We start from the raw sequence: 26,785 nt of genomic DNA on the forward strand, positions 1-26,785 counted from the left end.
GATGAACATCTCCCGTCTGTTTATTCTTCGACCGGTAGCCACGCTGCTGCTGATGATCGCACTCGTGCTGGTGGGCCTCGTCGCCATGCGCGTGCTGCCGGTTTCGTCGCTGCCCAACGTCGACTATCCGACCATCCAGGTGCAGACGTTCTATCCGGGCGCGAGTCCCGACGTGATGGCCACCACGGTCACGGCGCCGCTCGAAGTGCAGTTGGGCGAGATCCCCGGCTTACAACAGATGACCTCGTATAGCTCGGACGGTGCATCGGTCATCACGCTGCAGTTCGATCTCTCGCTGAACCTCGACATCGCCGAGCAGAACGTCCAGCAGGCTATCAACGCCTCCAACAGCTACCTGCCCTCCGGTCTGCCGGCGCCGCCGACATATGCCAAGGTCAATCCGGCCGACCAGCCGATCCTGACGCTCGCGGTCACGTCGAAATCGATGTCGCTGACCCAGCTTGAAGACGTTGCCAACAACCGCCTCGGCACCAAGATTTCCGAAGTGTCGGGCGTGGGCGTGGTCACGACGAGCGGCGGCAATGTACCGGCGATCCGTGTGGAAGCGGACCCGCACAAGCTGGCCGCCTACGGTCTGAACATCGACGATCTGCGCACGCTGCTCAGCTATGTCAACGTCAGTCAGCCGAAGGGCAATTTCGACGGCCCGGAGCTCGATTACACGATCAACGGCAACGATCAGATCACCGATCCGAAGGACTATCTGGACACGGTGATCGCCTACCAGAACGGCGCCCCGGTATTCATGCGCGACGTCGCGCGGGTCAGTCAGGCCGCTCAGGACGTCGAGCGCGGCGCCTGGTACAACGGCTCACCGGCGATCGTGCTCAACGTGCAGCGGCAACCGGGCGCGAACGTGATCGCGACCGTCAACCAGATCATGAAACAACTGCCGCAGCTCGAGTCCACGCTGCCGGCCGGTATGAAAGTGACTGTGGTGTCGGACACCACGGGCGTGATCCGCTCGTCGGTCTCCGACGCGGCGTTCGAGCTGATTCTCGCCATCGTGCTGGTGGTCGCGGTGATCTTCGTATTCCTGCGCAACGTGCCCGCCACGCTGATTCCGAGCATTTCGGTGCCGGTCTCGTTGATCGGCACGCTGGCTGTGATGTACCAGTTGAACTACTCGATCGACAACCTTTCGCTGATGGCGCTCATCATCGCCACCGGCTTCGTGGTCGACGACTCGATCGTGATGATCGAGAACATCGTGCGCTATCTGGAGGAAGGCAAGACACCGCTCGAAGCCGCGCTGGAAGGCGCGGGCCAGATCGGCTTCACGATTCTGTCGCTGACCATCTCGCTGATTGCCGTGCTGATTCCGCTGCTTTTCATGGGCGGCGTGATCGGGCGTCTGTTCAGCGAATTCGCGGTGACGCTCGCCGTCACCATCGTGATCTCCGCGATCGTCTCGCTGACCGTGGTGCCGATGCTCTGTGCGCGCATGTTGCGCGCGCAGGCCGATCGTCATCCGAGCCGCTTTGAGCGCATCAGCGAAGGCCTGTTCGACAAAACGCTCGGCGCCTATGAGCGCGGGCTGCGCTGGGTGCTGGATCACCAGGTGCTGACGCTCGTGGTGGCCATCGGTACGGTCGTGCTGACCGGCATCCTGTACGTGGTGATTCCGAAGGGCCTCTTTCCGGTGCAGGACGTCGGCGTGATCGAGGGGATCAGCGTGGCCGACAACTCGGTGTCGTACACCGCGATGGTGAAACGCCAGGGCGCGCTCGCCGATGCGATCCTGAAAGACCCGGATGTGGTTTCGCTGACCTCGTACGTGGGTATCGACGGCACGAACTCGACGCTGAACAATGGCCGCTTCCTGATCAATCTTCGCGACCGCGACAAGCGTTCCGACACCGCGCAAGAAGTGGCCCGGCGTCTGCAGCAGGAAGTCGCCAGTGTGCCGGGCGTCAGGCTCTACATGCAGCCCGAGCAGGATCTGACGCTCGACACAACGGTCTCGCCGAACCAGTACAGCTTCGTGCTGCGCGGACCGAGCCAGCAGGCGTTCCAGAAGTACGTGCCGGAACTGATAGCGAAGCTGAAGCAGATTCCGTCGCTTGCCGACGTGCAAAGCGACATGAATACCGACGGCCTCAGCGTGAACGTCGAAGTCAACCGGCAACTTGCGGCGCGCTTCGGCATTACGCCCGCGACAATCGACAACGCGCTGTACGACGCGCTCGGCCAGCGGATCGTCTCGACCATCTTCGAGCAGTCGAACCAGTACCGCGTGATTCTCGTCGCCAAACCGGAATCGTTGCCGAATGTGCAGTCGATCGGCAACCTGTATCTGCCGAGTCAGACCAGCAGCACGGGCCAGGTGCCGCTGTCGGGCATCGCGAAGATCCAGATCACGAAGTCGCCGCTTGTGATCAGCCATCTGGCGCAGTTCCCATCGGTCACCATCTCGTTCAACCTCGCGAAGGATGCGTCGCTGAGTACGGCGGTCAAGGCGATCCACCAAGCCGAGCAGTCGGTGAACCTGCCGCCGTCGATCACCTCGTCGCTGCAGGGCGCGGCGCAGGCCTTCGAAGATTCGCTGTCGAGCGAAGTCTATTTGCTGATCGCGGCGCTGGTCGCGGTGTATATCGTGCTCGGCGTGCTGTATGAGAGCTTCATCCATCCGGTCACGATTCTGTCCACGCTACCCTCGGCGGGTATCGGCGCGCTGCTTGCGTTGATGATCGCCGGCAGCGACCTGGATGTGATCGGCATTATCGGTATCGTGCTGCTCATTGGTATCGTCAAGAAGAACGCCATCATGATGGTGGACTTCGCGCTGGATGCCGAACGCAATCACGGCAAGCCGCCGCGCGAGGCGATCTTCGAGGCTTCACTGCTGCGTTTCCGCCCAATCCTGATGACCACCCTCGCCGCCATGCTCGGCGCGCTGCCGATGCTGCTCGGCAGCGGCACGGGTTCGGAATTGCGCCGGCCGCTGGGCCTCGCGATCATCGGCGGTCTGACGCTGAGCCAGGTGCTGACGCTCTTCACCACGCCCGTGATCTATCTGTTCTTCGACAGAATGGCTGAGCGCACGAGACGCTGGCGCAACCGCAATAAACCGGAGAGTTCGCCTCCGGGCGGCGCGGAGGAAACGCCGTGAACATCTCGGCGCTATTCATCCGGCGGCCTGTCGCGACCACGCTTCTGGCCGTCGCGATCCTGATCTCCGGGGCGCTCGCCTACTTCCGGCTGCCGGTTGCACCGTTGCCGAATATCGCCTTTCCGGTCATCGTCGTGCAGGCGAACATGGCGGGCGCGAGTCCGGCCATCATGGGGACCACGGTGGCCGAGCCGCTCGAGCGGCGGCTCGCCACGATTGCCGACGTTGAAGAACTGACGTCGATCAGCACCGTCGGCTCGTCCTTGATCGTGGTCGAGTTCGGTTTGAAGCGCGACATCAACGGCGCCGCGCGCGACGTCGAAGCGGCCATCCAGGCCGCACGCGCCGACTTGCCGACCACGCTCCGCAGCAACCCGAGCTATCGCCAGTACAACCCGGCGGATGCGCCGATCATGGTGCTCTCGCTGACGTCGGACACGCTCACCAAGGCACAGCTCTATGACTCCGCGGATTCGGTGATCCAGCAGCAACTCTCGCAAGTCCAGGGGGTGGGCCAGATCACACTCGGCGGCGGCGCGTTGCCCTCGGTACGCGTGGAATTGCAACCGGGCAAACTGAACAGCTACGGCATCGGACTGGAGGACGTGCGCGCGGCGATCAGCGCCGCCAACGCCGACAGCGCGAAGGGCCATCTCGACGAGGGCGACCAGCGCTACGTGGTCACGTCCAACGACCAGATTACGCATGCCGCGCCGTATCGCGACCTGGTGGTCGCCTACCGCAACGGCTCGCCGGTCCAGTTGCGCGACGTGGCCCAGGTCAGAGATTCGAACGAAAATATCCGCAATGCTGGGCTCTTTAACGGCAAGTCTGCCATCCTCGTGATCGTGTATCCGATGCCGGGCAGCAATGTCGTGAGCACCGTCGCGCAGATTCGCAAGGTCCTGCCGTCGATCGAGGCGACACTGCCGAGCAGTGTGCACGTGGGCATCGCGATCGACCGGTCGGAGTCGGTCAGAGCGTCGGTGGGCGACACGGAGCGCACGCTATTCATCGCCGTGCTGCTGGTAGTGGGCGTCGTGTTTATTTTCCTGCAATCGCCGCGCGCCACGCTGGTGCCGGCCGTTGCGCTGCCGCTGTCGATCGTGGGCACCTTCGGGCCGATGTACCTGCTCGGCTACAGCATCGACAACCTTTCACTGATGGCGCTGACCATCGGCACCGGCTTCGTGGTCGACGATGCGGTGGTGGTGCTGGAAAACATCGTGCGTCATATGGAGTTGGGGCTCAGTCCGAAAGAGGCCGCCTTGAAAGGCAGCGGCGAAGTGGGCTTCACGGTGATCTCGATGAGCCTCTCGCTGATCGCGGTGTTCCTCCCGATCATGCTGATGCCGGGTGTGGTCGGCCTGCTGTTCCATGAGTTCGCGGTCACGCTCTCCATCGCCATCCTGATCTCGCTGGTGATTTCGCTGACGGTCACACCGGCCATGTGCGCCTACGTGCTGAGCCGCGACAACGCCGGACATTCGAAAGCGCGTTGGGCGGTATGGGTCGAAAAGCAGTTCGATCGTTTCAAGAATGCCTACGCGCGCTCGCTCACGGCCGTACTGGACCATGCACTGCTGGTCATCCTGCTATTGATCGGTCTGCTGGTGGGCAACGTGTTTCTGTTCAAGCTGGTGCCGGCCACCTTCTTTCCTGAGCAGGACACGGGCATCCTGATCGGACAGATCATCGCCGACCAGAGCATCTCCTTTCCGGCGATGCAAAAGAAGCTCACGCAATTGCAGGAGATCGTGCAGAAGGATCCGGCAGTCGCCTCGGTAGCCGGCTTTACGGGCGGCCGCGCGCTCAATACCGCGAACGTGTTCATCGAACTCAAGCCGCTAGCCCAACGCCACGCTTCGGCCACCGAGGTCGTGAACCGCCTGCGGCCCAAGCTCAATGCGGTCTCGGGCGCCCGGCTCTTTATCCAGGCACAGCAGGATCTGCGAATCGGCGGACGGCAATCCGCCGCCGAGTATCAGTACACGCTCACCAGCGACGATTCCGCCGCACTGTTCAAGTGGACACCGCTGCTCGTCGCCGCGCTCGCCAAGGAGCACGCGCAGTTGCTCGACGTGAACTCCGACTTGCAGCAAAACGGTCTGCAGACCTACGTCACCATCAATCGCTCGACGGCGGCGCGCTACGGCTTTGCGCCGAACCAGGTCGACAGCGTGCTGTATGACGCGTTCGGCCAGCGCACGGTGTCGACCATCTACAACCCGCTCAACCAGTATTTCGTGGTGATGGAGGTGGCGCCGGATTACTGGCAATACCCGCAAGCGCTCAACCAGATTTACCTGAGTACGGCGTCGGGCAACGCCACCGGCACGGCGGGCACGCAGATGCCGGGTGGCACGGTGTCGGGCGTGACCGTCGCGACCGAAGCCAGTGCGACCACGAACACGCTCAACTCGAACGCGCAAGCCAACGCGACCACCAACAGCATTGCCAATAGCAAGGGCGGCAGTTCGACCGGCAGTGCGGACAGCACCGCGGCCGAAACCATGGTGCCGCTGGCAGCGCTGGCTTCGTTCTCGAACAGCCATACATCAACCCAGGTGAACCACCAGAGCGGCCTCGTGGCCGCGACGATTTCGTTCAACCTGCCCGCGGGCGGTTCGTTGAGCAAGGCAGGCGTGGCGATCAACAACACGATCCGCGAGATCGGCATGCCCGCCAGCATCCACGGCTCGTTTGCCGGCGCGGCGGCGGCCTACTCGCAGTCCATGGGGACGGTGCCGCTGCTGATCCTGGCCGCGCTCGGCGTGGTGTATATCGTGCTCGGCGTGTTGTACGAAAGCTCGATCCACCCGCTGACCATCCTGTCGACGCTGCCGTCCGCGGGCATCGGCGCGACGCTGGCCTTGCTGATTTTCGGCACACCGTTCTCGGTGATCGCGTTGATCGGCATCATCCTGCTGATCGGTATCGTCAAGAAGAACGGCATCATGATGGTCGACGTCGCGATCCATTTGCAGCGCACCGAAGGCATGCCGGCGCGGGACGCGATTCACTCCGCCGCCGTGGTCCGTCTGCGGCCGATCATGATGACCACATTCGCGGCCGTGCTCGGCGCGGTGCCGCTCGCCATCGGCATTGGCCAGGGCGCGTCGCTTCGGCAACCGCTCGGTATCACGGTGATGGGCGGCCTGATCCTGAGTCAGGTCTTTACCTTGTACACGACGCCGGTGATCTACCTCTACCTCGACCGCTTGCGTTTCAAGCTGGTCAGATGGTCCGCCAACCTGCCATGGAATCGCGACGCGCAGCAACCCGGACAACCGGATACGAGGGCATGACGATGAAGATTTCCCGTAACCGCTTTGGCCGCCCTGGTCGCTTTGGCCACCTTCGGCCGCTGGCCGTCGCGACGCTGGCCCTGCTGGCCAGCGGCTGCATGGTCGGCCCGGACTACCACCGGCCGCAAGTCAACGTGGCCGCCACCTACTCGGAGTTGCCGGGCTGGACGCAAGCCGAACCCGCTGCGGACAAACCGAAAGGCGACTGGTGGACGGCCTTCAACGATCCGCTGATGGACCAGCTCGAACCGCTGGTGTCGGTGTCGAACCAGACCGTGCGCGCGGACTACGCGAACTATCAGGAAGCGCTGGCAGAAGTGCGGGCGGCGCGTGCCGGCCTGTTCCCGACCATCGGCGTAACCGGTTCGGGCACCAAGGCGCGCAGCTCGGTCGGCAATGCCGCCCGAGTGGTCAACTCAGCCTCGCTGGAAGGCAACGTCAGCTGGGCGCCTGACCTGTGGGGCCAGGTGCGGCGCACGATCGAAGAAAACGCCGCGACCGCGCAATCGAGCGAAGCGACGCTCGCCAATGCGACGCTCGCCGAGCAGGTGGCGTTGGCCACAGCGATCATCCAGCTGCGCACCAGTGACGCCAATATCGACCTTCTGCAGAAGACGGTCGTGGCCTACCAGCACTTTCTGAGCGTCGTGTCCGACCAGGATCAGGCGGGCACTATCCCGCCGTCCGACTTGATCTCTGCCCGCACCCAGCTCGAGACGGCGCAATCCAATCTGATCGCGCTCGGCGTGGCGCGCGCTCAAGACGCGCACGCGATCGCCGTATTGGTGGGCAAGAATCCGGAAGAGCTCTCGATTACGCACAGCACCACGATGCCGACGCTGCCAGGCGTGCCCGTCGGCGTGCCGTCGACGCTGCTCGAACGCCGGCCCGACATCGCCGTCGCCGAGCGCAAGATGGCCGCGCAAAACGCGGCAATCGGTGTAGCGGTGTCGGCGTACTACCCGGAGATTTCCCTTTCCGGGCTGGCCGGACTCACGCAGTCGCCGTTGTCCGGTCTGTTCAAAGTGGCCAACTACGTCTGGTCGCTCGGCGGCAGCGCCACCGAAACGCTTTTCGACGGCGGCTTGCGCAGCGCCGATGTCGACGCGGCGAAGGCAGCCTACGACTCGGCCGTCGCCAATTACCGGGGCACGGTGTTGACGGCGTTCCAGAACGTTGAAGACGATTTGAGCGGGTTGCGAATCCTGGCCGAGCAGTCGGTCGTTCTCGATACAGCCGTGCAAGATGCAACTCGCGGCGCCGAGATCGCGCTCAACGAGTACGAGGCCGGTACGGTGGACTACACGACCGTGGCGACCGCGCAGGCCACACAGTTGGCCACTCAGCAGACCGCGCTGAATGTTCAGGAGACGCGCTTGCTGGATGCCGCGTCGCTATTCGGCGATCTGGGCGGCGGCTGGTCGGCGGACCAGTTGCATGATCCGCGGCATCCGGACCGGCAGGCAGCGTCGCAGTGAGCGCCTGAGAGCAGGAGCACCGTTCACGGCATCGCCAATGCCAGATGCTCCTGACGACGCAGTGACCCCAGAAAATCAGGCGCGTGGAAGGCTTCGCCGGCGGTGAAGACGCCCGCCCCGTGGACCAGCCCATTGACAACGCGCGTGACTGCTTCAACCACCAGAGGCGCGCTGATTGCGTAGATATCCTGACCGCTTGCCGATATGCGACGTTCATTGCCTCCTGACCGCACCACAACGTCGACGAGGAAAGTTTGCGCGGAGCGTCCGTTTTCGTCGACCGCGACAGGCGGCGACGCATCCGGCTCCAGCAGGTCTTTAACCGCCACAGCCGTCATGTACGAGCGAATCTCGGGTGACTTCAGATGGCGCGCGATCGTCACCGTGTCCGCCATCGTGAATTCTCCAATGACTGGCTGCGTGCCGAGCGGTGCAGGGAACTGCCATTCGCCAACCGGCGCTGCGTCCGTGCGGAACACCATCTGCCCTTTCGTAAAGACAAGGCGCCGCCCCTCTCTACGCTGCCGCGAGACCTGGCCTGCCGCTCTTGTGCCGAGCGTCGGCTTCCAGCTGCTGAGCCCATAGGCGATGCAGATTTCGTCCGCTGCCGTCCAATCGCCCATTGCCGCTGTGGCGAGCAGATCGCCCAAGCCGCCGAAGAATGCCATCCCCGGCACGATCACGACGCCCGCCTCGCGCGCCCGTTCAGCGTAGTGCTTGAACGTATCCAGATTGGCCTCTAACTCCGCCGCGACATCCAGATACGGAATCCGTGCACGCAACGCGGCTTCGATCACCGGCGCGGACGTACTGGCGAAGGGGCCGGCGCAATTGATCACAGCAGCCGCACCTGCAAGCGCCCGGTCGAGAGAATCCGGGTCATCTACCGACGCGGGCCGAATGTCCAGCCCAGGGTAAGCGGCGCCGAGAGCGTTCAGCTTGCTGGCATCGCGTCCGGAAATGATAGGTCTCCAGCCACGCCTGAGCAGTTCAGACACCACGAAGCGGCCGGTATGGCCATAGGCGCCGAAGACGGCCACGGTTTGATTCGACGGCATTGCAGACCTCCAGTTGTTATTGTGTTTCTTCGCATGGGGAGACAGCAGTTTGGCAATACAACGACGCTACAGATCTGTATCGTTTTCTAAAGAGTAGAGTACAGATCTGTAGCGTGTCAAGGGATATGTTGGTACAGTAACCGGCAAGCAGAAAGTTTCCGTCTCTCAAGAGGACTTGCCATGAGCAGAGGCACATCTACCGCAGCAAAAGAAGCCGCAAGCGCCAGTTCCAGCAGCGTCCGGGAACGCATACTCGATACGGCGGCGGAGTTGTTCTATCAGGAGGGCGTCAGGGCCGTCGGTGTCGACCTCGTCGTCGAACGCTCAGGGGTTGCGAAGACCAGTCTCTATCGGCACTTCACGACCAAGGACGATCTTGTCGCTGCGGTGCTCGAGCGGGACGACGCGAATTATTGGGCCGACTGGGACAAGACCGCGACGCGCCACCGGAACGCCCCGAAAGATGAGCTCACGGCTCACCTCAAGTGGATCGCTCGCGACATCGCCGCGCCGAAATACCGTGGCTGCCCTTTTCTCAATGTGGCAACGGAGTTTCCGGCGCCGGATCATCCCGCGCGGGTGGTGGCCCTCAGGCATAAGGTGGAGTTGCGCCGCCGTCTCGGTGCGCTTGCGAAGCAAATCGGCGTTGCCCGGCCGGACAATCTGGCCAACCAGATCGCGCTCCTTATCGACGGTGCCTACGTCTATGGGCAGTTGGCAAACAAGGAGGCAGCGCAGCCGCTCGTGCCGGCGGCGCTTGCGCTGATCGCGGTTGCGGACAATCCTGGCTGAGCCGTGCGGGGGGATTGACAGGACGGCTGAGCAGCCTCAAGTTTGCGTGGCGTCCTCACCTGCATCCGCGAAGCAGACGAACCGTAGACGGGCGCGCCCCCTCATAACGGAGACAGGCCATGCAAATGAAGCATACCGTCCGAAAACTCGGCGGCATCGGTTCCTCGTTAGTGGTGGTATCGGTGCTTACCGTGCTGTCGCTAAACGGTTGCGGTAACAACAGCATTGCCCCACCCGCGGCGACGCCGCTCAGTTGTGCACAGCTTGCCGGCAAGACCGTGCCGGCGTCTTCCATTGGCCTGCCCACCACCGGCGCGACCGTGACCGCAGCCACCACGATGCCCGCTTCGGGCACCGGCGCGCAGGCGACCGGAGAGTATTGCCTCGTGAGCGGCGCGATCAATCCTGTCGATCCGGCTGCGCCCCAAATCAAATTCCAGATTGCGATGCCTACCGTCTGGAACAATAAAATCATGATGTTCGGCGGTGGCGGCTATGACGGAACGATTCCGGCGCCGACCGGTAACGTGCCGGCAGGCCCCACGGCGCAACCCACTCCGCTCGGACGCGGCTACGCGACATTCGCGAGCGACTCCGGGCATCAGGCCAACGCGTTGGGCAGCGAGGACGGCTCGTTCGGCGTCAACGACGAAGCAGTCCAGAACTTCTCCGGCGACGCGCTGAAGAAGACCCGCGACGCAGCCGTGTATCTGATCGACGCCCGCTATGCGGTCAAGGCGCCGAAACGCGCCTACTTCGCGGGCGGCTCGTCCGGCGGCCGCGAGGCGCTTGCTGTCGTGCAACGCTGGCCGCAAGACTGGGATGGCTCGATCGTCCTCTATCCGGCTTGGGCTGCCGCCAGTCTCGATCTCCAGTTCGGCCGCATCACGCGCTCGCTCGCGGCGCCTGGCGCCTATCTGGATCAAGCCAAGCGCAAAGTCCTGCTCAACGCCGTGCTGGCTGCCTGCGATACGCTTGATGGTGTCGCCGACGGGCTGATCAGCAACGTCGCAGCCTGCAACACCACGTTCAATCCGGCCACGGCGACGGTCAACGGTACAGCGTTACGTTGCGCCGGCGGCGCGGACACCGGCGACACCTGTTTGTCGGACGCACAGATTTCCGCGCTCAACGTGTACAACACACCGATCACCTTCGGTTACCCACTTGCCAGCGGTGAGACGCAGTATCCCGGCTTCAACGTTTACGGCGCGGACCTTGGTGTCGCGAATGCATCTGCGTTGCAACCCACAGTCACGACGCTCGCGCTGGGCACATCGCAACCGGCCTCGCCGATGCCCACTACCGCCCCTTATCTCAGCGTGTTCTGGGACCAGTGGATCCGCTACTTCGTGACGCGTGACTCCAACTACAACTCGCTTACCGTCGATCCGCAGAACCCCGGCAGTCTGCAAGCGCGTATCAGTCAACTGACGGGCCTGCAAGATGTCAACAAGACCGATCTGTCCGCGTTCAACGCGAGAGGCGGCAAGATCCTGATGGCGCACGGCATGGCGGACGCGCTCGTTAGCACACGCTCAACTGAGCAGTACTATCAGCGCTTGCAAGCGACGATGGGCGCCTCAGCCGTGGCCAATTTCGTGCGCTTCTACGAGATTCCCGGATATGGGCATGCGGTCAGCACGGTGTACAACGCGTCATGGGACTCACTCACGACGCTGGAAAACTGGGTTGAAAATGGCGTGACGCCGCCTGCGCAGACCGTCGCGGATACTGCGGGTGTGCCGGGCCGTACCCGGCCGCTTTGCGAGTATCCGAGCTTCCCAAGGTATAACGGTTCCGGCGATGTAAACGCTGCGTCGAGTTTCACGTGCGCAACGCAGTGATCTAGTGTGCAATGGCTTGTCCCTCAGCGCTTGCGCTGAGGCGACGGTCGGACGCGAGCGACCGAGGCACGCGATTTCGTGCTCGCCCTCGATCAGTGCTTCGGGGCGGGTACGCACCGAGTAGTAGCCGAGATGGAGATCGTGCGGCTGCTGAGCGGAGTTTGCATGACGGCATTCATTGCGCACTCTGCAGGTATTTTGCTTGCCGTCGATGACGTGCCTGTTCAGATATCCGAATCAGTTTGCGCGTAGTTGAGGAAGTATCCGGTGAACATCGTCAGCCCCAGGAACGCGAATGCCTCCGTCAGGTCTTCATCGCTCCAGCCCGCGTGTTGAGCAGCCTTCCACGTGGCGTCGGTGACGTTGCCCGAACTGGCAGTTGCTTCCCTGACCACCCGGGCCAGCGCGTCGACCTTGGTGTCGCCCGTCGTCGTGCCTGTCCGCAGCGCGGCGATCTGTGCTTCGGTCCAACCGTTCATGCCGGCGAATCGACTGGCGATGCCAATCATGTAGTCGTTTCCAACCGTGGCCGCAGTGGCGAGATTGAGTGCCCAGCTCACTTTCGGATCCAGAGTACCGTGCTCGGCAGTCGCGGCGCGCAGCGATGCGTACGCCGCCAGCACCGCCGGAGAATGCGCCATCTGGGCATGCAGGTTCAGGGGACGTCCCGTCGGCGCAGATTGGGCAATTTTTTGCAGAAGCGGACGCGACGCATCGGGCGCGCTTTCGATTGTGTGGGTAGGAATTCGGCTCATAGGTACTTGCTCGTTCGTAGTTTGATCAGTGCACTTCGTTCAGGTGGCTGCCGGCATGGCGAAGTTCGCCTTGGCCCATTCGGCAAATCTGGTCGGCGGCTTTCCGGCAACTTTGTTGGCAAGCGCGATCGCGTCGCGCGAATCCGAGCCAAGATAGGTGTGCGCTTCGAAGTAGGCGAGCATCGCCGCGATACCGTCGGCGTGCGGAAACCAGCTGGCAAAAACCTCGCGTGGGACTTGCTTGAACGAGAGCGTGTTTCCTTGTTGATTCAGGGCGGAGACGATCTCGTTGAAGCTCAGGAAATCGCCGACCAGCGCCAAATGTTCACCGTGCCCCACGAGTTCCGGCTGCGCGAACGCGCCGGCTACGAGGCGACCGAGTTCCGTGATGTCGCCCATATGGATGACGCGCCGCTCCGGATCAAGCGGCAGCGCCCAACCCAAGGCGCCGTCCGGTTGTTTCTGCGGAGCCATCAGGCCGATCAGGTTCTGGTAATAGAACGGCGCGATCACGAACGTGTGGTACGGAAATCCGGCTTCACTCACGACGGGTTCGATTTTCGCCTTGGCCGTAAAGTGCGGGACATTGATCGTGCCGTTGCTGATCGTCTCCACATTGGGAAGCGTCGACCAGATGAAGTGCTGTACGCCGGCTTCTTTCGCCGCGTTGACTGCCGCGAGCGCCTGCTTGGGCTCGTCATCTTGTGCTTCCCAGGAATTGGTCACCAGGAAAACGCCGTGTACGCCAGCAAATGCAGCTTTAAGCGTTTCCGGGCGATTGAAATCCGCCAGAACGACTTCGTTGCCCAGGTTCGGATGCTTGCCCGGATTGCGCGTCAACGCGCGCACTTTGAATTGACCGCTCGCCTGCAGCGCGCGCACAACGGCGCCGCCTTGCTGGCCGGTTGCGCCCACGACAGCGATATGCTTCTGGGTGTTCGACATGGTTGTTCTCCATGGGTTATTTTGTTGGGACGGTGCTAGCTCACGCGGCGAGCGCAGCGGTCCGATGGAATTACTGCTTCAGTGCTTCGGCCGAGATGAGCAGCCTGGTCTTCATACTGAAACCGTATGCCTTGCCAAAGTCGACGCCGAAGTCGCTGCGATCGAATTCGCCCACTGCGTCGACGCCGCACACTTCGCGCTTGAGCATTGGATGTGGCATGCACTTGAACGAGTCGATTTTCAGCGTCAGCGGTTTGGTCACGCCGTGCATCGTCAGATTGCCGACGACAGAGGCCGGCTTGTCGCCCTTGAACTTGATCGTGCCTTTGTAGGTCGCTTCCGGGAACTTCGATGCGTCGAAGAACTGATCCGACTGCAGGTTCTGGTCGAGCTTCGTGCTACCCGTGTGAATCGACGCAATGCCGGTCGTCACTTCAACTGTGCCGGTCTCTGCAGCGCGGTCGAGCGTCACCGTGCCTTGCGACTTGTCGAACTTGCCACGCCAGACCGACAGGCCGCCGATGTGGTCGGCCTCGAAACTCGGGTACGTGTGTTCCGGATCAAGCTGGTATGTCGATACGTCCGCGAAGGCCGAAAACGACAGTGAGGCGGCGAGTGCACCAGCCGCAATCATCAGATGCTTCTTCAAATCAATGTCCTTGAATCATTAAGTTGCCGCGCCCGTGCGCGGTATCGGGGATATGCAATGCCACCGTAGAGTGGAGCGGGAGAACGGCTTTTTACGGCCGCTTCCTGCGTGACACACCAAGTATGGGGATTAAAGACGCTTCACACTAGATGGTAAAATTGGATTTGATTCATCCATTTATGGAGAGATGTCATGCTCGATCTGAATGATCTGGCGATGTTCGTTCAGGTCGTCCGCGCCGGCAGCTTCTCCGAGGCGGCGCGCCGTCTGCAGATGCCGGCAAATACGCTGAGCCGGCGCATCGATCAACTCGAAGGGCAACTCGGCACACGTCTGCTGCATCGCTCGACTCGCAAGCTCGCACCGAGCACGGAAGGTCAGGCGCTGTTCGAGCGCTATGCGCCGGCGCTTGATCAGATCCTCGAGATCGGCCGGCTCCATGCAGACGAGCAGACACCGTCCGGCTCGGTCCGCGTCACCGCGATGGCCGGCCTGTTCGAATTCTTCCGCATGGAATGGCTGGTCGAGTTCTACGCGCGCTATCCAAACATCAGCGTCGACTTTCTGCTCGACGATACGCCTACCGATCTGATCGCCGAGCGCGTCGATCTGGCGTTGCGCATGGGTATTGAGAGCCGTAGCGGCCTTAAAGTACGTCGGCTGGCACCGAGCGCAATGATCCTCGCGGCGAGTCCGGCCTATCTGGAACGGCGCGCTGCGCCACGCACGCTGCGTGAACTGGCCGAACACGACTGTCTGACGATTTCCAATCGCCAGAGTCGCAGCACGTGGCGTCTGCAGGGGCCACGCGGTAGTCAGGAAGTGACGATCAACAGCCGGTTCGCGGTCAACGACATGCGCGTGCTGGCGCAGGCTTGCATTGCGGGACTGGGCATTGCGCTGCTGCCGCAGTTAATAGTTGAACCAATCATCGCGCAGGGGAAACTGGTGCGCGTGCTGCCGACCTATCGGCGCGCCGGTACCGGCCTCGGCTTGCAGCTCGTCTACACGAGCCGCCCACCGGTGCCGCCTGCGGTGGCGGTCTTCGCTGAATTTCTTTTGGAGAAACTGGACAAGGCGATGACAAACCCGTCAGGGTGATAGAAGTGCGCGCGCAATCAATGGTACGTCGTCGTAGACGACTGCAGCTTCGTCAGCACGCCGCGTTTGAATCGGAACCAGCCTTGCGAGCTTTGCATCACGACTTCATCGCTTTGCCAGAACACGCGTTTGACCGTCATGCGCTCTCCCAGACGCTGCACAAGCGGCGGACGGTGGCGAAAGTCGTACAGCACCGGGCCGGAATCCGTTTGCACGAGCATGCGGGTGACGGTGTCATTTGAGTTGCCGACATCGTCGAAGTGCGAGAGCGTGTTCGCACCGAAGCGGTCGAACATTTCCTTGTCGAGCGTCCCCACGAAATCACGGTCGACGCGCTCGAATTGCAGTTTGCCCGCAGGCGTGACGAGCGGGCCGGGGTCGTTGCTTTGCGCGTAAACGCAAGTCGCGAAAGAGGTGGCTGCGAGCGCAGCGAGGAATAGTCGTCTCATGCTTCCTTTTGGGTTCAGCGGCGTCTCCAGCGAAGGAGGCCGGTGCGAGCGTTTCACAAATGAGTTATCAGTTCCGTCGTCTCACGTTTTCTGCTTATCCGCGATATCGTCCGCCAACACGGCGTGCGCGGTGTCGCCCGACAGATATCGTGCACCGCTTCCCCGTCGTCGGGCAATATCGCCGGGATTGTAGAGAGAACAGGACTTCAGCGAAAGGCAGCCGCAGCCGACACAGGACGCTAGCTGATCGCGCAATGCAATAAGACCGTCGATGCGTTCCTGAAGCAGAGGCTGCCAGGCGCGAGAGAGACGCTGCCAATCCTGCTTGGTCGGAGTGCGTTGCCCGGGCAACGTCTCAAGGGCAGAACGAATTTCCGAGAGGTTCAAGCCGACAGCCTGTGCGGCGCGGATGAATCCGACGCGGCGAAGGACCTCCCTTCGATACTGCCGATGACCACCTTCTGTTCGGGTACTGCTGATCAGCCCCTGTTCCTCGTAGAAACGAATCGCACTCGCGGCTACGCCCGAGCGCCTGGCCAGCTCACCAATTGTAATCGTCGTCTCGTTCATCACGTTTCCACGAATTCTCTCTTGACTTCAAGTCTACTTGAACTTTCAGAATGAATTCGTTCCTTTGATCGAGAGACGGCAATATGCGCGAGGACCCCGCTCACGAAAAGTTGAATGAGCTTCTGGATGCAAACGCTCGCTTCGACCTGATGGCCAGAGGTACGACCAACCATTGTCCAATGGCGCTTGTCGCGTTGGCCGGGATGGGAGCGTCGCCTGCTCGACTGCAGGAATTCTTCGATATGTGGGAACGCGAATATGCATTAAGCGCGCCGCCTGTCGACACAATCGTCAGCCGTCACGAATGGTCGCGGCAGCTCGGCAATGCCGCCGCATTCGGTGCCTTGCGCTTGTGTTTTCTGGACTGGATCGCCGAAGCCGGCTCCGTCCCGGTCATCGCGGCAGTGCTGGAAGAGGTGCCGTTCGCACCTGCAACGCAGGCATTTCACGCGCTTATCCGCTTGGCATACGGCATCGAGGCGGCACATCCCGACGAAATCGCCTCCGGCCTCGCCGCATTAATCTCGTCGCATCTGCCGATTGACGCCCGTTTCGATGAGGCCCGCACGGCGGAAAACGTCGAAGCCGGGTTTGACAACGTCGTACGTGCAATAGACGACAGTGTCGTACAGGGCAACTCGATCACGTCACGCTTGCGCGCCGTTGCAGGCGATGTGCGGTTCAGGCAAGCCGTGCTTGCGCCTCCGGTCGCTATGTCCTTACTCGATGATCTGGCGCGGGCGACGATTAACGCCTACTGGCGCTCGCCGGACTTCACGGTGCTTCACACGGTTACGGCGACACACGCGGCACGAATCCTCCTCGCGCAATTGCCTGACGCGTTGGCGAAACAATTGCTGCCTGGTTTGTGGATTGCGCTGTGCGCGGCGTATGCAACGGTCCGCAAGGCTGCGAACGTTGAAACAGAGTCGCCTGACGCCGTCGTTGACTGGGACGACGTGTGCCGGATGGCCGTGGCGTCAAACGACGATCATGCGATCAAGTTGGCGTACACGTGTCTTTGCGAGGACCGTCGTAATCCATCACCGCTTTACCTGGCGTCAGCAGCGCGCATAGTCAGGTTGGACCTGGAAAAACAGCAGCGTCGCAATTCGCCCCGACCCGCAACGCCTGCCTAACATCTTATTTTTTTGATCGTTATTGATAACGATTCCCATTTACATTAACATCCGATCTCTTTCATAACCCTTAGCTCACCGCTACAACCACCTTTCTGCGTTCTCGCATGAGTTGGGAGGCGGTCTCCTGACACATGCGTTTTCTGCGAATTTCCGCGCTCCCGGGGCGTTACCGCCGTTTCGGCTTCGGTCTGCACATAGCCTTCCTGATGTACGCAGCTTCGACGCATTCCGCCATCGGAGCCTCTACCGACGTCACCAGCGATCAAACGCCCACGGAGAAAGAGTTGCCGGCGGTTTCCGTACGCGCAGCACCGGACCCCGAACCGACGGTCGGTTATCGCCCGCTCACCAGCCAGATTTCCGGCGGTGGCGAGCGGAAAATCAGCGAGATTCCGCAGTCTGTCGCGGTAGTCAGTTCGAGCGTGATGCAGGATCAGCAGGCGCGGAGCCTCGACGATGTGCTTGGCAACGTCAGCGGCATCACCCAGACCAACACGCTCGGCGGAACACGCGATGCGTTCATCAAGCGTGGCTTCGGCTCGAACAACGACGGCTCGATCCTTGTCGACGGCATTCGATCGCCGATCCTGCACAGCTATCTGGCCACGATCGATCGTGTCGAAGTATTGAAGGGGCCGGCTTCGCTGCTGTACGGCATTCAGGAACCGGGCGGTGTGATCAACATGATCACGCGCAAACCGGAGGACGAACTGCACGGCTCGGTATCGGCGACGTACACCAGCCACCGTGGCAGCGGAACCAGCTTCGACCTCACCGGCCCGATCGGACAACCGGGTCAGGTGGCGGGAGGAACGCTAGCCTTCCGGCTGACCGGTGAATACAACACCGCGCGTTACTGGCGCAGCTTCGGACGGCAGCGCGACGCGCTAATCGCGCCATCACTGTCGTGGCACGACGCCAACACCTCGATCGATCTGAGCTACCAGTACGTCGATTACACGACGCCCTTCGACCGCGGGACGGTTCTGGTGAACGGTCATCTGGACGACGCGTTGCGCTACACCCGTTACGAAGAAGCATGGGCGCAAAGTACCGGCAAGCAGGAAACGCTGCGGGCCAAAATCGAACACCGGTTCTCCGAGCAGTGGCGCATGCGTGCCACCTACGGGTGGAGCCGCGACCGCTACGATCAGTACCTGACCCGCGCAACGGCATTCAACAGCACGACCGGCATCATGAGCCGTTCATCGGATGCAAACCTTGGCCGCAACGATTCCGACGAGATCGCCACGATCGGCGCGGTCGGCGACCTGAACCTTGCGGGTATGCGCCACGAAGTCTATGTGGGCGGCGAATACGAACGGCAGCGCTCCTTCCGTGGCGACACGATCCGCGGCAAGGCAGTGTCCGGATTCGACCTGTACGACCCGGTCTATGGGACGCTCTCGACGGGCGGCACAGCGAGCGCGTCGCAAAGCGACAGCCTCTCGAAGGTCCATACGTACTCGCTGCTTACGCAGGACACGGTCCACCTGACCGACCGCCTGATCGCCATCGGCGGTGTGCGCTGGGAAAACTGGCAGCAACTTTCCGGCGTCGGGCGTCCATTCGTCATCGCCGATCACTCGCACGGGCAAGTGTGGCTGCCGCAGTTCGGGCTCGTGTACAAGCTCACTCCCGCGTTGTCCGCCTATGCGAACTTCAGCAAGTCGTTCGTGCCGAACGTTGCCACGGAGGTCAGCGAGCCGCTCGCGCCCGAGCGCGGCAGGGTCTACGAAGCCGGCTTGAAGTTCGAAGCGAAGCCCGGCATTACAGGCACGCTCGCGGTCTATCAGATCGACAAGCAGAATGTCGCGGTCACCGTCGGCGATACGACGTCGACAATCGGCAGCGCACGTTCACGCGGGATCGAACTCGATGTCGCCGGTCAGCTGACACGGCATGTCAGCGTGATTGCGAGTTATGCCTACACGGATGCCGTCGACCGCGAAGACAACACGCGTCTCGCGAATGCCGCGCGCCATAGCGGCAGCGTGTTTGCCGTGTACGACACGATGCTGCCCTATCTGCCGGGGCAATGGCGTTTCGGCGGCGGTGCGCGGCTGGTCGGAAAGCGCCCGGGCGATACGGCAAACAGCTTTACGCTGCCAGGCTACGTCGTCGCCGATCTGTTCGCCGCCTACGAAACGAAGATCGGCAAGATCCCAACGCGTGTGCAACTCAACGTGAAGAACGTCTTCGACAAGACGTACTACCCGTCAAGCAGCAGCAATCTGATCATTGCGGTCGGCGAGGCGCGTCTGGTGATGCTCAATACAACGTTCTCGTTCTGAGGGACCGGGATAGATAGCGAATGGCTGCCGCCATGTTTGCCGTGGTCATTCGTATTCGACCCTCACCCGCTGTCGGTTGTTGAAGTATTCCGCGCGACGAAAATGTCACCGGGCGTGCAAGTGCGTGTAAATTCGAATCCAGTGGTTTTCGACCCGCCACTGGTCTTCGAATCGGTCGTCATCGGCGTTGGTCTTATGGACTTACAGGAGCCGGTATGAGCACGAAGCACAACAAAAAAGAACATCTTGAAGCCGCAGCGTCACATCACGAGCAGGCCTCGCGATTTCACCGCGGGGCGTCGCGGCATTTCGAGGCGGGTAAAGACTATGCCCACGCCGCGCATCAGGCAATGATGGCCCATGGCCACACCTTGCACGCGATCGATCAGGCACACGACGCCGGCGCACACAGCGCGAACACGCCGCCGACCGCACCGGCATCGACCGGCTCTGGCGCAGACAACACAAACGCCGCAAAACAGCACGCATTGGCGGCTGAGCTTCACGATCAGGCGGCGCAGCATATGCGCCATGCCGTCAAACTCTTCGATCAGGACCGGAGTGCGGTCGCCCACGACGCACAGCTAGCGCTCTCACTTGCACTGCGCGCTTTGTCGCACGGCAACGAAGCCGCGAAACTATTTATCAAGCTCGCGCCCGCCGATGCGCCGTGAGGTTGCGCTCGGGACTAGGCCTTTCGGTCCAGCAAGTCTGCCGCAATAGACTTCGCATGCGCGACAGCCTGGTTCGGGTCGGGGAATACACCGAGCTGTTCCCAGTGTTCTTCGACCGCGTAAGTCCCTTTCATACCGAGCGCTCTTTGCACGCGCAATTGCGCCGCGTACTTGCCGTCCTCCAGCGGTCGAGCCGTCGCAATCACCTTGTGCGGGAGACCGGATCTCTCCGGTTGAACCAACTCAACGTGACCGCCCGGCTCACCGATATCCTTTAACGCGTTCCTCGCTTTGCAGTCTGGGCAGTAGAAGCACCACCCCGCGTCCTCGTGAATGGATCTAACCTGCCCGCGGGCCAGCACGGCGCGACATTCAACGTTTTCGCAGATGAACGGCATAGCAGTCTCCGGAGTTGTTTGCGAGAAATCCTAGCATGCCCGGCGACGGCCAACCATAAGCATTGTTGCCGTGCCTGTTCCGCGCGCCGGAGGCCGGGAGTCGCCCCTACCGGCGCGTCAGGAAAACCTTCAGGCACCGGTCGGCGCGATCGCCGCTCGCGGCCGCAGCGTAGCCATGATCAGATACATGCCGCCGCCGATCACCACGCCGAAGAACCACCCATAGGTATTCCACCAGACGGGCAGCAGATTGGTGAAGTTAGGCAAGAAAGTTGAAAACACGCTGCCGACCGCGGCGGAGACCAGCGCGTTGACGTTCCAGCCACCTTCGTAGCGATACTCGCCGTGCTCCTGATAGAGCGCTGCAACATTGATATTGCCTTTGGCCACCAGGTAGTAGTCCACCAGAATGATCCCCAGCAGCGGGCCCATCGTGGCGCCGATCGCGTTGACGAAATGCGCGGCGTTGCCTTCCCACGGCGCGAACGGATAGAGCACCAGCGCGATGGCCGCGGCGATGTAGCCGCCCTTTTTGAAGCTGATGCGCTTGGGGAACGTGTTGGAGATGTCGAATGCCGCCGAAACGAAATTGGCCACCACGTTAATACCCAGCGTGGCGACCGCGAAGGTCAGTGCCGCGATGAGCGCCAACACCCAGCTGTCGAACTTGGCCGAAATCTGTTCGGGGTGAAGCAGCACTTCGCCATACACCTTGAAGGCGGCGATGGTGGTCACGCCGGCGACCAGCGAGAACGCGATCAGGTTGACCGGCAGGCCCCACAGATTTCCTTTTTTCACTGCGTCGCGATTTTTCGCGTAGCGCGAGAAGTCGCAGAAATTCAGGTAGAGCGCTGCGAAGTAGGTGATCCAGGTCGCGCCGACTGCCGTTAGCGCCCAGAACGAGCCTGGCTCGCCGCTGACGCCGGCGTCGCCGGTCTTCTGGAGCAGCACGTCCATCGGAATGCCATGGGTGAACGAGAAACCGCCGGCCTTCACGCACAGACCGATCGCCAGGATCAGCATCGCGACCCACACCGCCGGGCCGGCCCAGTCCTGGAACTTGCGCACCGTTTCCATGCCCTTCTGGATGATGAGCAACTGCAGCGCCCAGATGACCACGTAGCAGATCACCTCCAGCCCTGAGTGGCCGAGTACCTGCGTGCCCTTGTGGAACGCCATCAGGCTGTCGCTGCGGATCAGCAACGCGACCATCGCGCCCGACGCGGCCGCCGTCTGCGCGCCGTACCAGAAGCAGGCCACCACGGCGCGCACCATGGCCGCCAGGTTGGCGCCCCAGACGCCAAAGGAGGCGCGAGCCAGCACCGGATACGGCACGCCGGTTTTCTCGCCGGCGTAGCCGATCAGGTTCATGAGCGCGAAGATCACCAGCGAGCCGAGTCCGATCGCCAGCACGAAGTTGATAAAGCTGCCGCACAGCAGGAACAGGCTGGCGGCGAGGTAGTAGCCCCAGAGGCTGTGCACGTCCGAGGTCCAGACGTTGAAGATGCTGAACGCACCCCAGTTGCGCTGTCTGGCGGGCGCGAGATCTTCGTTGTAGAGGCCGGGGGAAGGATCGCGGATTTCCATCTGTCATCTCCTTTGATCTCGTGGAACCAAGGAAACACCGCCGGACACGCCCCGGCGGAGATCTACCCGCGTCTGAAGCCTGCTGGTATGTCAGAACTGTATGTGCTTTGCCGCCTCGTTTCGAATGGGTTAACCCTGGTTGGAATGCGCGCTGGCGCAAGCCTGCTGGTCATCTAACCGCGACCGAAACAAAACTGCGCGCGCGACCGCGCTGGATCAGCACGGCGACCTGTTTCCCAGCCTTTGCTTCCAGCGCGCTCACGTCCGCCTGCGTTTCGACCAGCGTGTCATTGAGCGACAGGACGATATCGCCGGGCTGGATGCCGGCGCTCGCCGCCGCCCCGTCAACGCCGTCCACCATCAGACCCACCGCCAGATCGTTCGCGCGCCGCTCGTCCTCATTCAGCGGATGCATGCTCAAGCCCAGGCGGTCCCCTGAACCGCCTTCGGCGGGTCGAGCTTTGGGGCTTTCCGCAGACACGCCGACCATGACAGTGAGCGTCATCGGCCTTCGATTGCGGATCAGCTTGAGTGTGGTTTTCGTCCCGGGCGGCAAAGCGGCCGCATTCTCGCCGAGGTCGGTCGAGCGATCAATCGGCTTGTCGCCGATCCGGACGATCACGTCGCCTGGCTTGAGGCCGCTCGCGGCGGCCGTTGTGCCGGGCGCGACGGAATTGACCAGCGCACCTGCCGGTCGCGGCAGGCCGAAGGCCACGGCGAGTCCAGGGCCGACGTCCTGCACCTCTACGCCAAGACCGCCAGGAGAGGTCGCTTGCGCGGCTTGCACCTGCGATCGCACCTTGGCCGCCATGTTGATCGGAATGGCAAGCGCCAGGCTGGGGGACCTGTCCGAGTCCGCGTAAATCTGCACGTCGATGCCGACCACCTCGCCGGCACGGTTGAACAGCGGGCCGCCCGAATTGTCCGGGTTGGCCACGATATCGGTTTGAAAGAAGGGAAAACTGCTTCCATCCTGGAGCGTGCGGGACGTGGCGCTGACAATGCCGGCGGCAACGGTATTCGCGAAGCTGTCGGGCGAGCCGATCGCCAGGACCGATTCGCCGACGCGCACCCGCGACGAGTCGCCAAGTTTGACGGTCGGCAGCTTCGTGGCATCGATCTGAATCAATGCGACGTCGCTCTGAGCGTCGACCGCCAGCACCTTCGCCTTGAACTCGCGTCGATCGGTGAGTCGGACCGTCACTTCGTCGGCTTGATCCACCACGTGGGCGGTGGTCAGAATGAGGCCGTCAGGGGTGACAATAAAACCGGAGCCCATACCCGTGATGGCGCGCGCCGAACTGTCCTGAGACGCCTGCGATTTCGGCGTCACATGTTTGACGAAAGCAAGTATGGGATCGTCAGCATCGATCACTGCGGGAGCGGGTCCCGACGATGCTTGCTCAGAGGCCGTCGCGCTGATATTCACGACGGCTGGTCCGTATCGCTCCACGATCGTAGGGAAGTCAACCGACGCTGAAGCGCTAGCCGGTGGAACCCGCTTCTCCTTCACAGGCGGCGGAGCAACGGCCGCGGCATTCGTCGTCGGAGGCAGACATAGATAACCGGAGAGAAACGCCGCTATCAAAGCAGCGTGGAGCAACGTGCGCGCGAGAGTCGGGGCAAACACAATGCACCTCCATGGCGGTCGTGATGCCAGGGATAGGCGCGCGATCACAGGCCGATCGATACACGAATGTATCGACCGTGCCGGTACGACAATACGCGACCCTCCCCTACTATGATTTATAGCGGAGAGGCCGGAGAAATTACAGGGAGTGCTAATCCTGGGGTCCGGTTGCGGCCGGCACAGCGAGTCGCGGCAGCGCCGCGACTCGGCTTGAAGTGCGTGTCGGACATCCGGTTTACGTGACGCCGATTGGCGAGGCGGCGACGCGCGCCGCCGAACACTTAGAACGTCTGCCGGATACCCACTCGAACGAGTGTTTGCACGTTGCTTGCCGACGAAATTCCGTTCCCCACATCGCCAACCGAAGCGGTCGCACTGACCGTATTGCCGAATGCGTCGAGCGTCTTGCCGCTCGCCTTCTGGTAGCCGACGAGGCCGTAAAGTGCCGTGCGCTTCGACAGGAAGTAATACGAGGCGAGGTTGAACTGGTTGTACTTCGGCGCCGACTCGCCCTTGATAGAACTGCCCTGCGTGTAGTCGTAACCTGCGGCGATACGCAGCGCCGGCGTCGCCTGCCAGGACACCGTCGCGCCCGCCGAGTTGAACGTCTCTTTGCCGGAGAACAACGAGAAGCTGCCGGCCTGGTATTGCGTATTGCTGTACGACACGCCGAGCGTCACCTGGCCGATCTGGTATGTGCTTGCAGCTGCAATGATCTGCTGGCTCTTTGCCGACGCAAAGCCTTCGTTGATCGACGAAGCGAATGTGCCGTCATACGCGCTGGTCCAGGCGCCGCCATCGGCCCCGTAAGCATTGGTTGCCTGCATGTAGGCCGCGCCGATGGCGAACGGACCATGCGTGTATTGGCCGCCCAGGCTCCACGTGTTCTGGTTCTTGACGCTGCCCGCCTGACCGCCGAAACCGTACAGTGCGCCGAACTGAAGCCCCGAAAATACCGGGCTCGTGTACTTGATCGAGTTGCTCGCGCGCGCCTGATTGTCGATGTTATCCAGATCGCCGGGGTGCGCGCCCATGCCCGTCAGGAAGGTGCCCGCGCTGATGGTGCCGACGAAGTCGACGATCGGATCGTACTGGCGACCCAGCGTGAGCTTGCCGAGTCTGGTGCTCGACAATCCCATCCATGCCTGACGACCAAACTCGCGGCCGCCCTGACCGAGCTGCCCCGTACCGATATTAAAGCCGTTCTCCAACTGGAACACCGCCGACAGGCCGTCACCCAGGTCTTCGTTGCCCTTCAGCCCCCAGCGATCGCCTGACCAGGTGCCGCTCGCAAACCCATAACTCGATCCATTACTGTAGACGGCCGGCTTGCCTGCCGCACCCTTGGTCTGCACGACGCGTTGGCCGCTCGTATAGCCAAGACCCGCGTCGACAATCCCGTACAGGGTCACGCTGCTCTGCGCGTGTGCGGTGAGCGACAGGCTGCTCATCGCGAGTAATGTAACGGTGGTTTTTTTCATCATGATAAGGATGCCTATTTATTAGAGAGAAGTGATCAAACTGATTGAGATGCCTGTTACATCGGAACCTCGGACGCGAGCCGGTGACTCGCGCCCGTATTCCGTTTCATTCTTTGGCTGTTTGCGTCTGTCTCGCGGCTACAAGCCAGTTCGCCACACTGGCGACGAGCGTATCAACATCGTCGAACACCTCGGCCCCCCGTACCAAAGGTGCGCCTAGCAGGGTGAAGACGGGCTTGTTCCATTGCAGGCCAAGCGCCATCTCTGACAACGTGCCCAGCCCGCCCCCAATCGCGATGAGACAGAGCGAGGCGCGCGCAATCAACGCATTTCGTGTAATACCTAATCCGGTCGGCAGCGCCACGGTAAGAAACGGATTGGCCTCGTTCGCATCGTCCTCGGGCAGCAGGCCGACCACGATGCCGCCCGCGCGTTTCGCGCCGAACGCGGCCGCTTCCATCACCCCGCCTTTGCCACCGCAGAGGATCGTCATGCCGGTTCCCGCTAACGCGTAGCTCAGGCTTCTCGCCGCCTGCAGTTGTTCCGGTGTGGCTTCCCTTGGACCGATCAATCCGACCGGCATCGCATGCCGCATCGGCCCCGTCTGGTGAACCGCAAGTCTCTGCAGCGCCAGATACGCTGCGTTGGACCATTCAGTGTCGTCGTTGCCGTGCAAGGCATTCTCCTAGTGCCAGAACGCACGTACAAACCGCCATCAACACCAGCGAAAGCGCGGCTGCCTGCGGGAAATCCGTCTGTCCGTCCGAAAGTTTCAGGTACATCAGTAGCGGCAGGATATTGATCTGCGTCCCGGCGAGCGCGAGTGCAGTACCGTAGGTTCCGAGTGCGATCGATGTGACGAGACACCAGGCCGCGGCGATCGATGGCCACAGTTCCCGCAACGCCACGTCGAACAGCGCTCGCAGCGGTGTCGCGCCCAGTGTCAGCGCGGCTTCGATCGGACGGCGGTCCAGGTTGGCGATCGCCGGATAGAGCATCAGCGCCACGCGTGGGATCAGGTAGTACGCGTAGGCCGCGACCAAACCCGCAGTCGTATAGATCAACGCCCCGACCGTGGCCGGGTCGGCGCCGAGGCGAGCGAAGATGCTCGTCACGAAGCCGGCGCGGCCGAAGGCGAGAATGAAGCCGTACGCAATCACCAGACCGGAAAACGCCAACGGCACGCCGAGCAACGCGAGCAACCAGCCGCGCCGCTGCGGCGGCTGTCCGGCCAGCACCATCGCAAGCGGCAGCCCCACCGCCAGCGACACGGTGCCGGCAGCGCACGCCAGCGCCAGCGAGTGACCGAGCGCACTGACCACCAGCGGATCATGGGCGAGGCGCACGAAGGCCGCGCCGTTCCCCTCAGCCGCCGAGACCAGCAATGCGCCGAGCGGCAGCGCGAAGAACAGGGCGAGAAGAAGGCCCGCCGGAACCGCGCCGAAGCGCCGCGCCAGCCCTTCGTTCATCGAGGAGGTCCCCATCTGCCGCCCC

Annotated in this window: 21 protein-coding genes; 9 read left to right on the forward strand and 12 right to left on the reverse strand. The window is 62.2% G+C overall.

Features of this window, described 5'->3' with window-relative positions; genetic code table 11:
- Position 1 precedes the first annotated feature (1 nt).
- The 3 genes from KHO30_RS00375 to KHO30_RS00385 are packed head-to-tail and all read left to right on the forward strand — an operon-like array spanning position 2 to position 7,919.
- Positions 2 to 3,133, forward strand: coding sequence for an efflux RND transporter permease subunit (locus KHO30_RS00375; protein ID WP_093635068.1), 3,132 nt, complete (start codon positions 2 to 4; stop codon positions 3,131 to 3,133).
- Positions 3,130 to 6,441, forward strand: a complete 3,312-nt coding sequence (locus KHO30_RS00380) for an efflux RND transporter permease subunit (RefSeq protein WP_200622343.1) — start codon at positions 3,130 to 3,132, stop codon at positions 6,439 to 6,441. The genes KHO30_RS00375 and KHO30_RS00380 overlap by 4 nt, the downstream gene beginning before the upstream one ends.
- Positions 6,438 to 7,919 carry an efflux transporter outer membrane subunit gene (locus KHO30_RS00385; RefSeq protein ID WP_211699718.1) on the forward strand — a complete coding sequence of 494 codons (1,482 nt, stop codon included), beginning with the start codon at positions 6,438 to 6,440 and terminating at the stop codon, positions 7,917 to 7,919. The genes KHO30_RS00380 and KHO30_RS00385 overlap by 4 nt, the downstream gene beginning before the upstream one ends.
- Before the next feature lie 23 nt (positions 7,920 to 7,942).
- Here KHO30_RS00385 and KHO30_RS00390 read toward each other — a convergent pair whose 3' ends face one another.
- A complete protein-coding gene (locus tag KHO30_RS00390) occupies positions 7,943 to 8,977 on the reverse strand; it encodes a saccharopine dehydrogenase family protein (RefSeq protein ID WP_200622345.1) in 1,035 nt (344 codons plus the stop codon).
- Positions 8,978 to 9,157: 180 nt separating this feature from the next.
- On the opposite strand from KHO30_RS00390, the gene KHO30_RS00395 reads away from it, so the two are divergent.
- Together KHO30_RS00395 and KHO30_RS00400 are read left to right on the forward strand one after the other, a co-directional pair.
- Positions 9,158 to 9,769 (forward strand): TetR/AcrR family transcriptional regulator, encoded by a 612-nt coding sequence (locus KHO30_RS00395; protein ID WP_211699719.1) that lies wholly within the window; start codon positions 9,158 to 9,160, stop codon positions 9,767 to 9,769.
- 125 nt (positions 9,770 to 9,894) lie between these two features.
- Positions 9,895 to 11,616: a tannase/feruloyl esterase family alpha/beta hydrolase gene (locus KHO30_RS00400; protein ID WP_425312885.1), complete on the forward strand. Its 1,722-nt coding sequence runs from the start codon at positions 9,895 to 9,897 to the stop codon at positions 11,614 to 11,616.
- Between the two features lie 224 nt (positions 11,617 to 11,840).
- On the opposite strand, the gene KHO30_RS00405 is transcribed toward KHO30_RS00400, so the two are convergent.
- The 3 genes from KHO30_RS00405 to KHO30_RS00415 form a co-directional block, all read right to left on the reverse strand.
- On the reverse strand, positions 11,841 to 12,371 hold the full coding sequence (locus tag KHO30_RS00405) for a carboxymuconolactone decarboxylase family protein (protein WP_211699721.1): 531 nt from the start codon (positions 12,369 to 12,371) through the stop codon (positions 11,841 to 11,843).
- Between the two features lie 39 nt (positions 12,372 to 12,410).
- Positions 12,411 to 13,316, reverse strand: a complete 906-nt coding sequence (locus KHO30_RS00410; protein WP_211699722.1) for an NmrA/HSCARG family protein — start codon at positions 13,314 to 13,316, stop codon at positions 12,411 to 12,413.
- Positions 13,317 to 13,386: 70 nt separating this feature from the next.
- A complete protein-coding gene (locus tag KHO30_RS00415; protein ID WP_211699723.1) occupies positions 13,387 to 13,965 on the reverse strand; it encodes a YceI family protein in 579 nt (192 codons plus the stop codon).
- A gap of 192 nt (positions 13,966 to 14,157) precedes the next feature.
- Between KHO30_RS00415 and KHO30_RS00420 the strand changes: the two genes are divergently transcribed.
- Positions 14,158 to 15,066 (forward strand): LysR family transcriptional regulator, encoded by a 909-nt coding sequence (locus KHO30_RS00420; RefSeq protein WP_093635060.1) that lies wholly within the window; start codon positions 14,158 to 14,160, stop codon positions 15,064 to 15,066.
- Between the two features lie 17 nt (positions 15,067 to 15,083).
- On the opposite strand, the gene KHO30_RS00425 is transcribed toward KHO30_RS00420, so the two are convergent.
- Complete coding sequence (locus tag KHO30_RS00425; protein ID WP_200617274.1) at positions 15,084 to 15,515, reverse strand: hypothetical protein; 432 nt, start codon at positions 15,513 to 15,515, stop codon at positions 15,084 to 15,086.
- 81 nt (positions 15,516 to 15,596) lie between these two features.
- Positions 15,597 to 16,085 (reverse strand): redox-sensitive transcriptional activator SoxR, encoded by a 489-nt coding sequence (soxR, locus tag KHO30_RS00430; protein ID WP_211699724.1) that lies wholly within the window; start codon positions 16,083 to 16,085, stop codon positions 15,597 to 15,599.
- Between the two features lie 83 nt (positions 16,086 to 16,168).
- On the opposite strand from soxR, the gene KHO30_RS00435 reads away from it, so the two are divergent.
- The 3 genes from KHO30_RS00435 to KHO30_RS00445 all read left to right on the forward strand — a co-directional run bounded on the left by KHO30_RS00435 (position 16,169) and on the right by KHO30_RS00445 (position 20,195).
- On the forward strand, positions 16,169 to 17,224 hold the full coding sequence (locus KHO30_RS00435) for a questin oxidase family protein (protein ID WP_211699725.1): 1,056 nt from the start codon (positions 16,169 to 16,171) through the stop codon (positions 17,222 to 17,224).
- A 134-nt stretch (positions 17,225 to 17,358) separates the two neighbouring features.
- Complete coding sequence (locus tag KHO30_RS00440) at positions 17,359 to 19,521, forward strand: TonB-dependent siderophore receptor (RefSeq protein WP_211699726.1); 2,163 nt, start codon at positions 17,359 to 17,361, stop codon at positions 19,519 to 19,521.
- Positions 19,522 to 19,736: 215 nt separating this feature from the next.
- Entirely contained in the window at positions 19,737 to 20,195 is a 459-nt protein-coding gene (locus tag KHO30_RS00445) for a hypothetical protein (protein ID WP_211699727.1), read from the forward strand.
- A gap of 14 nt (positions 20,196 to 20,209) precedes the next feature.
- On the opposite strand, the gene KHO30_RS00450 is transcribed toward KHO30_RS00445, so the two are convergent.
- The 6 genes from KHO30_RS00450 to KHO30_RS00475 all read right to left on the reverse strand — a co-directional run bounded on the left by KHO30_RS00450 (position 20,210) and on the right by KHO30_RS00475 (position 26,775).
- The gene (locus tag KHO30_RS00450; RefSeq protein ID WP_054034881.1) at positions 20,210 to 20,593 is read right to left on the reverse strand and encodes a hypothetical protein; all 384 of its coding nucleotides are present in this window, start codon (positions 20,591 to 20,593) and stop codon (positions 20,210 to 20,212) included.
- Between the two features lie 129 nt (positions 20,594 to 20,722).
- Positions 20,723 to 22,180, reverse strand: a complete 1,458-nt coding sequence (locus tag KHO30_RS00455) for an NCS1 family nucleobase:cation symporter-1 (RefSeq protein WP_211699728.1) — start codon at positions 22,178 to 22,180, stop codon at positions 20,723 to 20,725.
- Between the two features lie 169 nt (positions 22,181 to 22,349).
- On the reverse strand, positions 22,350 to 23,810 hold the full coding sequence (locus KHO30_RS00460) for a trypsin-like peptidase domain-containing protein (RefSeq protein ID WP_211700925.1): 1,461 nt from the start codon (positions 23,808 to 23,810) through the stop codon (positions 22,350 to 22,352).
- Between the two features lie 281 nt (positions 23,811 to 24,091).
- Entirely contained in the window at positions 24,092 to 25,291 is a 1,200-nt protein-coding gene (locus KHO30_RS00465) for a porin (RefSeq protein WP_211700926.1), read from the reverse strand.
- A 106-nt stretch (positions 25,292 to 25,397) separates the two neighbouring features.
- Complete coding sequence (locus KHO30_RS00470) at positions 25,398 to 25,886, reverse strand: TIGR00725 family protein (RefSeq protein ID WP_143131708.1); 489 nt, start codon at positions 25,884 to 25,886, stop codon at positions 25,398 to 25,400.
- Positions 25,887 to 25,944: 58 nt separating this feature from the next.
- A complete protein-coding gene (locus KHO30_RS00475) occupies positions 25,945 to 26,775 on the reverse strand; it encodes an ABC transporter permease (RefSeq protein WP_211699729.1) in 831 nt (276 codons plus the stop codon).
- Positions 26,776 to 26,785 lie beyond the last annotated feature (10 nt).

It is taken from the genome of Paraburkholderia aspalathi, assembly GCF_905220735.1.
Lineage (GTDB): Bacteria > Pseudomonadota > Gammaproteobacteria > Burkholderiales > Burkholderiaceae > Paraburkholderia > Paraburkholderia aspalathi.